This window comes from Verrucomicrobiia bacterium (assembly GCA_036268055.1).
In the GTDB taxonomy this organism is placed as follows: Bacteria; Verrucomicrobiota; Verrucomicrobiia; order Limisphaerales; family Pedosphaeraceae; genus DATAUW01.
Genome location: DATAUW010000034.1, coordinates 135135 through 144783, shown reverse-complemented (window position 1 = coordinate 144783; position 9649 = coordinate 135135). Strand labels below are relative to the sequence as shown.

Here is a 9649-nt window from a genome sequence, read left to right as displayed (position 1 = left end):
CTGTAGAACTTCGGACGGCTGCGCGGCAGCGCAGCCCTACCAGGTTAGAGAAAGGGGTGGGCGGCGCTGTCGCGCCGCAGGTGCGCCTTACTATTCACTAGATTGTCAGTTTTCTTTGCGAGACTTCGGATGGTGGAGCGGCGGATGCGCCTTACGCGCCACAGGTTGGTGGAATATTTTGTGTTGCGGGAAGTTGGCGATTGGCACGGCTCACGGGTACGTTCGCCCTCCCATTTCAAAGAGTTTATTTTGGAGTTAGCAGGAAGGTGAGGAGGTCTTTTTGTTGTTGGGCAGACAGAGAATTGAGGAGGCCCTCGGGCATTAAGGATAATGGCGAGGCTTTCATATTGGTGATGCGGGTGCGGGGAATGTTGAGGTTTTCGCCGGTGGCTTGGCCGAGGGTGATGGTGTCGGCGGTTTGTTGAATGATGACGCCGGTGGCGGTGTCGCCGTCGGTGAGTTGGATATTGTAGGCGATGTGGTCGGGGTTGATGGCGGCGCTGGGTTGGGTGATGTCGCGCATGACGGAGGTGTAGTCGCGGTAAGTGAGGTTGGAGAGGTCGGGGCCGATGTGGCCGCCCGCGCCGCCGATTTGATGGCATTTGTAGCAGGCGGCTTGCTGGCCGAAGAAGAGGTCGTGGCCGCGGGTCCAATCGCCGCCGACGATTTCGGGGATGTCGCGGGGGCCGCTGGCGAGGGGTTGGGCGTTTTCTGGGGTGGCCCAGGGGACGAGGATGCGGCGCAGGGGGAAGGCGCGGGGGCGCGGGTCTTCGTCGGTGTACCAAGAGATTTCAAGGGTGGGGGCGTGGCCGGTGGGGAGGGTGAGGTCGAGGGGGAGCCATTTATTTTTGGGAAAGATGCCGGTGATGTGGAGTTCGTGGGGGCTGAGTTGTTGGACTTGGTGGTCGGTGGTTAATTTTAGTTCTTCACGACTTTTGATAATGACGGTGACGGTTTCGGGTGGGTATTGGTAGTCGAGTTGGGCGTTGGGCTGGATGGCGGGGTGGAGCATGGACCAAAGGTCGAGTTGGGCGCGGAGGTGGAGGGTTCCAGGGGTTTTGAGGAGTTGAAAGAGTTTCGCGTGCTCGGCGCTGGCGGCGGTGAATTCGCGCGCGACGGCGAGGTCGAGGTGCGGGAGCCAGCCGGACCAGGCGAGGGGGGTGTCTTTGTCGTAAGTGGCGCTGTGCCAATCGGCTTGGACGCCGGTGAGGTCGGTGAGGAGGTCTATTGCGGGGGAATGTGGAAGATTGCGCGCGATTGTGGCTGGGGAAGGCGCGGGGGCGGTGGGTTCGGGAATTTTGACGGCGTAATTTACGGCGGTGGTGCGCGGCAAAGATTGGAGGATGAGGGAGCGGTTGTCGGCGGCGATGTCGGCGGCGAGGACGGGAAGATCGTAGCGGGGAATTTTGCGCTGGTCCTGGACGGCCTGGTAGCCGGGGCGGAAGGATTCGAAGCGTTCGCCGGCGGTGACGTAGCGGCCCATGGTGAGGGAGGATTGGGCGAGGAGATTTTTGAATTGCGCGGGGTCGAGCGGGCGGTCAAAGACGATGCGGGTTTCGGTGGGGCTGGCGGCGTAGGTGAGGATGGGTTGCGGGGTGGCGTCGCCGGTGTAGGAGATTTTAAAAAGTTTGCCTTTGCCTTGCGGACCGGTGCCCCAATCGGGATCGCCACTGTGGCAGGTGACGAGGAGATCGCCTTGCGGAGTGGGGATGGCATCAATGGTGAGCATGGTGAGGCAGGCGATGAGATTATTTTGCGCGACGTAGCCGTCGGCGGTTTTCACGAGTTTGGTGCGCCAGATTTTTCCGCGAGATTCGCCGGTGAGGAGGGCATCGCCGCGCCACCATGAAGGGCCGAAAATTTTTTGGCTGGTGGAGGTGGGTTCATTGAAGTGAAGGCCGCAGGTGGATTGATGTTGCGGGGCGTAATCGAAGACGCTCGGTTCATCAATGACGTCGGGCAAATATTTTGGGTGTCGCGGCGGGAAGCCGTAGTGGCGACCGCGCTGGATGTAGAGTAATTCGTCGAAGGGATTTCCGTTGGGCAGCCACGTGGCGCCTTCCTGGTCGGTGGCGAATAGGTCGCCGTTGGTGTTGAATGCGAGGCACACAGTAAAACGCAAACCGGTGGCGATGGTTTCGCGATTGGTCGTGCCGGCGGGCACTTCGATGATGGTGCCGCGTTCACTGTGGACATTGTATTCGGATTTGCCGGTGTCTTTGTTCACGCGGTAGGCGGCGCTGTAATCGTCACAACCGATGCCGAAGAAAAGATTTCCCCTGGCGTCCACGGCCATGCCGATGGCGTCAAGACTTGAACCGGCGGCGCGCGCGGGTCCGACCCAACCGCTCGTGACGGTCTCGAGTTGGGCGGTGCCGTCGCCCTTGTCACGGAGGCGAATGATGCGTCCCTGGCTGGCGATGTAAAGTCCGCCCGGACCCCACGCCATGCCGATGCTGGCGGGGATTTCATTGTGATCCTTTTTGTAAAAATACGTGGCGGTATCTTCGAGGCCGTCGCCGTCGGTGTCTTTCAATTCAAAAACATTGCCGTCGTAAGCGAGAGCGAAGAGACGTCCGTCGGGTGCGTAGGCGAAGGAGTTGAGATTGTTTAGGTTGAGCGGCAATTCGCGGACGGTAAAGCCCGGCACGAGCATTTGGATGGGCGGCGGATTGCTGACAGTGACGAATGGTGTCTCGGTGAGGCGCGGCGGTTCGGCGTGTGAAATGGCGGCGGCGGCGAATAGTCCGAGGATGGCGGCGAACAGCGCAAAGCGATGATTCATAGCGTGGAATGAGTTTAAGGAACGGAGGAGGGTTGGCGAGAAGGAACTGGGCAGTGCGGAATGCGGAGTGTGGAGTGCGGAATAAAGATGGGGTGATTTGAGTGGTGGAGAATATCCATGCGCACTTTGATGTGAATACTGGAACTCTTAAATTTGCGGAAAATAGCATTGGCAAATTTCGGAAATTAGCCGAAACTGTGGTTCTCGAAATGGCTGGCGGACGTGGGGTCGTCTCATTTTTTCCGCGAAGCGCTCAAAATGTGAGCAGGCAAATGCGGGTTACACAAAAATTTCTCAAGTAACTATTGCAGACCGCAAAAGTATCTGGCTAAAATACCAAAATTTTAATTTCGGCTTGGTCTAAAAAAAAGATGCAATCAGAGAGTCAGCAGCAAAAAGCCCAAATGAACAAAAACGGACTGCCTCCAAAGCAGGGTCTCTACGATCCGCAGTTCGAGCACGATGCTTGCGGCGTGGGTTTTGTCGTCAATGTCAAAGGCAAAAAATCCCACGAGATCATCAAGCAGGCGTTAACTGTTTTGTTGAATCTCGATCATCGCGGCGCTTGCGGCTGCGAGGTGAACACGGGCGATGGCGCGGGCATTTTGATCCAAATGCCGCACACCTTTTTGCAGAAGGTTTGCGCTGCCAATCACATCACGCTTCCGGACGAAGGCGATTACGGCGCGGGCATTGTTTATTTGCCGCCCGACGCGGGCAACCGGAAAAAGTGCGAGCAGATTTTTGAAAAGATCATCGCGGAGGAAGGCCAGCATATTCTGGGCTGGCGCGATTTGCCGACGACCAACGCCACGCTCGGCGAAACAGCAAAGTCTTCCGAGCCGTTCATGCGGCAGGTGTTCATTAAGCGCAATACGAAGCTGACCGACCCGATGACTTTCGAGCGCAAGCTCTACATCATCCGCAAGCGCGCGACCAACGAGATCCGCCGCGCCGGTTTTCCAGGCAGTGAATATTGGTATGTCGCGAGCCTGTCTTACAAGACACTCGTTTATAAAGGCATGCTTAACACCGTGCAGGTGCAGGAGTATTTCAACGACCTTTCCGATCCCGCGATGGAAACGGCGCTGGCGCTGGTGCATTCGCGTTTCAGCACGAACACGTTTCCGAGTTGGGAACGCGGGCATCCGTATCGTTACGTGGCGCACAACGGCGAGATCAACACCTTGCGCGGCAATATTAATTGGATGCGCGCGCGGCAGGCGATGTTCGAGTCCGAATTGCTCGGGCCCGACCTTAAAAAGATTTTGCCGATCATCAACACCAACGGCAGCGACTCGGCAATGTTCGATAATTGCCTCGAACTGCTCGTCATGGCGGGTCGTTCGTTGCCGCACGCGGTGATGATGATGATCCCCGAACCGTGGGCGAACCACGAGAGCATGAGTGACGAGAAAAAGGCGTTCTATGAATATCATAGCTGCCTGATGGAGCCGTGGGACGGACCGGCTTCGATCGCGTTCACCGATGGCAAACAAATCGGCGCGGTGCTGGACCGGAATGGACTGCGGCCTTCGCGTTATTACGTCACGAAGGATGACCTGGTCGTGATGGCTTCGGAAGTCGGCGTGCTGGATATTGCGCCGGAGAGAATTTTGTATAAAGGCCGCTTGCAACCGGGCCGCATGTTTTTGATTGATACGGAAGAAGGCCGCATCGTGGCCGACGAAGAAATTAAAGACAAAGTTGCGAACGCGCATCCGTATCGCGAATGGTTGGATAAATATATGGTGGAACTGGCGAGCGTGGCCGACGCGCCGCATTTGCCGGAGCCGAGCCACGAAACCGTGCTCCGCCGCCAGCAGGCATTCGGTTACACGTTTGAAGACTTGCGCATCCTCATGGCGCCGATGGCGCGCGACGGCGTGGAAGCCATCGGTTCGATGGGCACAGACACGCCGCTAGCAGTGCTCTCGGACAAGCCGCAATCGCTCTACAATTATTTCAAGCAACTGTTCGCGCAGGTCACCAACCCGCCGATTGATTGTATTCGCGAAGAACTGATTACGTCGGCGGAAACGACGATTGGTTCCGAACATAATTTGCTCAAGCCGTCGCCGCAGAGTTGCAGCCTGATCGAATTGAAATCGCCGATCCTCACCAATGAGGAATTCGCGAAGCTCAAGCATCTCAACCGGCCCGACTTTAAATCCATCACCCTGCCGATTTTGTTCAAGGCTTCGGAAGGCGAACGCGGCATTGAAAGCGCGATGGAGGAACTTTATCGCAAGGCGAACCAGGCGATTGCCGACGGCGTCAATATTTTGATCTTGTCCGACCGTGGTGTTGACCGGGAGAACGCGCCGATTCCCGCGTTGTTGGCGGTGGCGGGATTGCATCATCATTTGATTCGCGAAGGCACGCGTACGCGGGTCGGATTGGTCATCGAGACCGGCGAGCCACGCGAGGTGCATCATTTCTCGCTGCTCATCGGTTACGGCGCGGGCGCCATCAATCCGTATCTGGCGTTTGAAACGCTCGACGACATGATCCGCCAGGGCTTGCTGAAAAACATCAAGCACAAGGACGCGTGCAAGAATTTCGTCAAGGCCGCCGTCAAGGGCGTGGTCAAAGTCATCTCGAAGATGGGCATCTCGACCATCCAGAGCTATCGCGGTGCGCAGATTTTTGAAGCAATCGGCCTCAAGCAATCGGTCATTGACAAATATTTTACGTGGACGCCTTCACGCATCGAAGGCGTGGGCATGGATGTGATCGCCAAGGAAGTGCAGATCCGCCATCAGCACGCGTTTCCCGAACGGCAGGTCAATGGGCACACGCTCGACGTCGGCGGCCAGTATCAATGGCGCGCGGATGGCGAAGTGCATTTGTTCAGCCCCCAGACGGTGCATAAATTACAGACCGCCTGCCGCACCGCGAATTACAAGGTGTTCAAGGAATACTCCGCGCTGGTCAACGACCAGATGAAGAAGCACGCGACGTTGCGCGGCTTGCTGAATTTGAAACTGGCGTCGTCGCCGATTCCGATTGAAGAAGTGGAATCGGTGGACTCGCTGCTCAAGCGTTTCAAGACGGGCGCGATGTCCTATGGCTCGATCAGCAAGGAAGCGCACGAGGCGCTGGCGATTGCGATGAACCGCATCGGCGGCAAGAGCAACACCGGCGAGGGCGGCGAAGACCCGGCGCGTTATGTCAAGGACGCCAATGGCGATTCCCGCAACAGCGCGATCAAGCAAGTGGCTTCAGGACGTTTCGGCGTCACGAGTTTATACCTCGTCAAGGCGCAGGAATTACAGATCAAGATGGCGCAAGGCGCGAAGCCCGGCGAAGGCGGGCAGTTGCCCGGCGGCAAGGTTTATCCGCCGATTGCGAAAGTGCGCCATTCCACCCCGGGCGTCGGTTTGATTTCACCGCCGCCGCATCATGATATTTATTCCATCGAAGATTTGGCGGAGTTGATTCACGACCTGAAGAACGCGAACCATCACGCGCGCATCAGCGTGAAACTCGTTTCCGAAGTCGGCGTGGGCACGGTCGCGGCGGGGGTCGCGAAGGCGCACGCGGACGTGGTGCTCATCAGTGGTTATGACGGCGGCACGGGGGCATCGCCGCAGACGAGCATCAAGCACGCGGGCATTCCGTGGGAACTGGGTTTGGCGGAAACGCATCAGACACTCGTGCTGAACAATCTGCGCAGCCGTATCGCCGTCGAGACCGACGGACAGTTGAAGACCGGTCGCGACGTGATTATCGCGGCGTTGCTGGGCGCGGAAGAATTTGGTTTTGCAACGGCGCCGCTGGTGACGCTCGGTTGCATCATGATGCGCGTTTGCCATTTGAACACCTGCCCGGTCGGCGTGGCCACTCAGGATGTGGAACTGCGCAAGAAATTTACCGGCGACCCCGCGCACGCGGTGACATTCATGAAATTCATCGCCGAGGAAGTGCGCGAATTGATGGCGCAACTCGGGTTCCGCACGATCAACGAAATGGTCGGACGCACGGACAAACTGGAAGCGCGGACGGCGGTTGAGCATTGGAAGGCGCGCGGATTGGATTTCTCGAAGATACTTTATCAACCGGATATGCCGGACGGCGTGGGCCGTTATCAGCAAATCGCGCAGGATCACGGCTTGGAAAAGGCGCTGGACAATACCGATTTGCTCAAGCTGTGCGCGCCCGCGCTGGAACACGGCAAACCGGTGGAAGTGAATTTGCCGATTCGCAATGTGAATCGCGTGGTGGGAACCATTCTCGGCAGCGAACTCACGCGGCGTCATGGTGTGAATGGTTTGCCCGAGGATACCGTGAAGCTGAACTTCAAAGGTTCGGCGGGCCAAAGTTTGGGAGCATTCGCTCCGCCGGGAATCACGATCACGCTGGAAGGCGATGCGAATGATTACGTCGGCAAAGGTTTGTCCGGCGGCAAGATCATCGTTTATCCGCATGCGACCTCGACGTTCGTGCCGGGAGAAAATATCATCATCGGCAACGTGGCGCTTTACGGCGCGACGAGCGGCGAAGCTTACATCAGCGGAATCGCGGGCGAGCGGTTTGGCGTTCGCAACAGCGGCGTGAATGCGGTCATCGAAGGCGTGGGCGATCACGGTTGCGAATACATGACCGGCGGACGCGTGGTGGTGTTGGGCACGACGGGCCGGAATTTCGCGGCGGGCATGTCCGGCGGCGAGGCTTATGTGCTTGATGAAGACGGCGATTTTGTGACGCGTTGCAACGGGCAGGGCGTGGGCCTGGAGCGGTTGGACGATGCGGAAGAACGTGAAGAAGTTCGCCAGATGATCGAGCGGCATTTCAAATACACCAAGAGCGCGCGCGCCAAGAAAGTTTTGGATGCGTGGGAAACTTTTGCGCCGAAATTCGTGAAGGTATTGCCGAACGATTACAAGCGGATGTTGCAGGCCATCAAAAAAGCGAAGGCGTCCGGCTTGAGCGGCGAGGCGGCGTTGATGGCGGCGTTCGAGGACAATGCGCGGGACGTGGCGCGCGTGGGCGGCAGTTAAACAATTTTAGCTTCAGATAAGCCAGGAAAAGAAATGGGAAAACCGACAGGATTCAAAGAATATTTGCGTGAATTGCCCCTGGACCGTTCGGCCATCGAGCGGATCAAGGATTGGAATGAATTTCATCTGCATCTGGACGAGAAAAAACTTCAGGAGCAGGGCGCGCGCTGCATGGATTGTGGCATTCCATTCTGCCATACCGGCACGCTCATCAGCGGCATGGCGTCGGGCTGCCCGATCAACAACCTGATCCCGGAGTGGAACGATTTGGTTTATCGCGGCCTGTGGAAGGAAGCGCTCGAACGGCTTCACAAGACGAATAATTTTCCCGAGTTCACCGGCCGCGTCTGCCCCGCACCATGCGAAGGTTCGTGCGTGCTGGGCATCAGCGAGCCGCCGGTCACGATCAAGAACATCGAATGTTCTATCGCGGACAAAGGCTGGGACGAAGGCTGGATCACGCCCGAGGCGCCGGCTTCGCGCACGGGTAAAAAAGTCGCAGTGATCGGGTCGGGTCCGGCGGGACTTTGCGCGGCGGCGCAGTTGAACAAGGCGGGACATTGGGTGACGGTTTTTGAGCGGGCGGATCGCATCGGCGGGTTGCTGATGTACGGCATTCCGAACATGAAGCTCGACAAGGAACTGGTGCAACGCCGCGTGGATTTATTGGCAAAGGAAGGCGTAACCTTTCTTACCAAAACAGAAGTCGGCAAGAATTATCCGGTGGAGAAATTGCGCGCGGAGTTTGACGCGATCGTTCTTTGCACCGGCGCGACCAAGCCGCGTGATTTGCAAATTGAGGGACGCAACCTCAAGGGCATCCATTTTGCGATGGAATTTCTCCACGGCAATACCAAGGCCCTGCTCGATCAGCAGCAGAACGGCGGATTTATCTCGGCGAAGAATAAACATGTCGTGGTCATCGGCGGCGGCGATACCGGGACCGATTGTGTGGGCACATCCATGCGGCACGAGTGCTCGAGCTTGGTGCAGTTGGAGATTTTGCCGAAGCCCGCGCTGGAACGCGCGAAGGATAATCCGTGGCCCGAATGGCCGAAGGTTTATAAATTGGATTACGGCCAGGAAGAAGCGGCGGCACGTTTCGGCGCGGACCCGCGCACGTATTTGACCACGGCGACGAAATTTGTGGGCGATGAGCACGGCCAGGTGAAGGAGATTCACGTCGTGCAGATCGAATGGCAGAAGAACGAGAAGGGCCAGTTCGTGCCAAAGGAAGTCGAAGGAACGCAAAAAGTCCTGCCGGCGCAACTCGTGTTGCTGGCGATGGGATTTCTCGGACCGGAACAGCCGTTGCTGGAGCAACTCGGCGTTGAGCGCGACGGGCGTTCCAATGCGCAGGCCGAGTTCGGCAAGTTCGCGACCAACGTCAAGGGCGTGTTCGCCGCGGGCGATGCCCGCCGTGGGCAGAGCCTGGTGGTCTGGGCTTTCAATGAAGGCCGCGCCGCTGCCCGAGAATGCGATCGCTATCTGATGGGCCGGACTGACCTGCCATAAGCGCTGGAAGATTCGCGCTTTAATCGAAAGTTTCTTGAAGGCCGCGCCAGTGCGCGGTCTTTTTTTCAAATGTTTCCACCCGCTGAAGGCCATTTTTGGTCGCCTGAAATATATTACGTATGCGTATATCATCTGCCGGATCGGTTGTAAATTCGCGCACTGAAACGGCGGATTTTTGCGGCACTGCCGCGTGGGTTTTGCGGGCGATGTAAAAGCATTTTTGAAGAAGAAAAGGAGTCACACGGGGAGTATCTCGGGATTAGCTGGTGTTGACGGGGGTTGAATTGTGCCCAAGTAACTCGTTCATACAATGGCTGTGAATGCGTGGTTTTTTTGTGGTTAGCGG

Annotated in this window: 3 protein-coding genes; 2 read left to right on the top strand and 1 reads right to left on the bottom strand. The window is 57.5% G+C overall.

The features are described from left to right. Positions 1 to 244 precede the first annotated feature (244 nt). Entirely contained in the window at positions 245 to 2785 is a 2541-nt protein-coding gene (locus tag VH413_18050; protein HEX3800601.1) for a heme-binding protein, read from the bottom strand. Between the two features lie 404 nt (positions 2786 to 3189). On the opposite strand from VH413_18050, the gene gltB reads away from it, so the two are divergent. Both gltB and VH413_18040 read left to right on the top strand, forming a co-directional pair. Further along, a complete protein-coding gene (gltB, locus tag VH413_18045; protein ID HEX3800600.1) occupies positions 3190 to 7788 on the top strand; it encodes a glutamate synthase large subunit in 4599 nt (1532 codons plus the stop codon). A 33-nt stretch (positions 7789 to 7821) separates the two neighbouring features. Further along, positions 7822 to 9303, top strand: a complete 1482-nt coding sequence (locus tag VH413_18040) for a glutamate synthase subunit beta (protein HEX3800599.1) — start codon at positions 7822 to 7824, stop codon at positions 9301 to 9303. Positions 9304 to 9649: the final 346 nt, after the last annotated feature.